1 protein-coding gene is annotated in these 1,150 nt (G+C 68.0%); it reads right to left on the reverse strand.

Annotated features, from left to right (window positions below; genetic code table 11):
* The coding region (gene dnaK, locus D459_RS0130180; protein ID WP_017596717.1) for a molecular chaperone DnaK at positions 1–1,150 on the reverse strand (1,150 nt) is incomplete at both ends.

Genomic DNA, 1,150 nt, shown 5'->3' on the forward strand with positions numbered 1-1,150 from the left:
CCGACTGCTCCTTGCCGGTGCCCAGGTCCTTCGCGGTCACGTTGACGATGCCGTTGGCGTCGATGTCGAAGGTGACCTCGATCTGCGGGACGCCGCGCGGCGCCGGGGGCAGGCCGGTCAGGTCGAAGACGCCCAGCTTCTTGTTGTACTGGGCGATCTCGCGCTCGCCCTGGTAGACCTGGATCTGCACGGACGGCTGGTTGTCGTCGGCCGTGGTGAAGATCTCCGAGCGCTTGGTCGGGATGGTCGTGTTCTTCTCGATGAGCTTGGTGAACACGCCGCCCTTGGTCTCGATGCCCAGCGACAGCGGGGTGACGTCCAGCAGCAGGACGTCCTTGACCTCGCCCTTGAGCACGCCGGCCTGGAGCGCGGCGCCGATCGCCACGACCTCGTCCGGGTTGACGCCCTTGTTCGGCTCCTTGCCGCCGGTCAGCTCCTTGACCAGCTCGACCACGGCCGGCATCCGGGTGGAGCCGCCGACCATGACCACGTGGTCGATCTTGTCCACGCTGATCCCGGCGTCCTTGATCACCTGGTGGAACGGGGCCTTGGTCCGCTCCAGCAGGTCGGAGGTGAGGCGCTGGAACTCGGCCCGGGTGAGCTTCTCGTCCAGGTGCAGCGGGCCCTCGGCCGAGGCCGTGATGTAGGGCAGGTTGATGGCGGACTCGCTGGAGCTGGAGAGCTCGATCTTGGCCTTCTCCGCGGCCTCGCGCAGCCGCTGCAGCGCCATCTTGTCCTTGGCCAGGTCGACGCCGTTGGCGTTCTTGAACCGCTCGACCAGCCAGTCGACCACGGCCTGGTCCCAGTCGTCGCCGCCGAGGTGGTTGTCGCCGTTGGTGGCCTTGACCTCCACGACGCCGTCGCCGACCTCCAGCAGGGACACGTCGAAGGTGCCGCCGCCCAGGTCGTAGACGAGGATGGTGGCCTCGTCCTCCTTCTCCAGGTGGTAGGCGAGGGCGGCCGAGGTCGGCTCGTTGATGATGCGCAGGACGTTGAGGCCCGCGATGGTGCCGGCCTCCTTGGTGGCCTGGCGCTGGGAGTCGCTGAAGTAGGCCGGGACGGTCACGACCGCGTCGGTGACCTCCTCGCCGAGGTAGGCCTCGGCGTCGCGCTTGAGCTTCTGCAGCACGAACGCGCTGATCTGCTGCGG

Source organism: Nocardiopsis potens DSM 45234, from assembly GCF_000341105.1.
Taxonomy (GTDB): domain Bacteria; phylum Actinomycetota; class Actinomycetes; order Streptosporangiales; family Streptosporangiaceae; genus Nocardiopsis_A; species Nocardiopsis_A potens.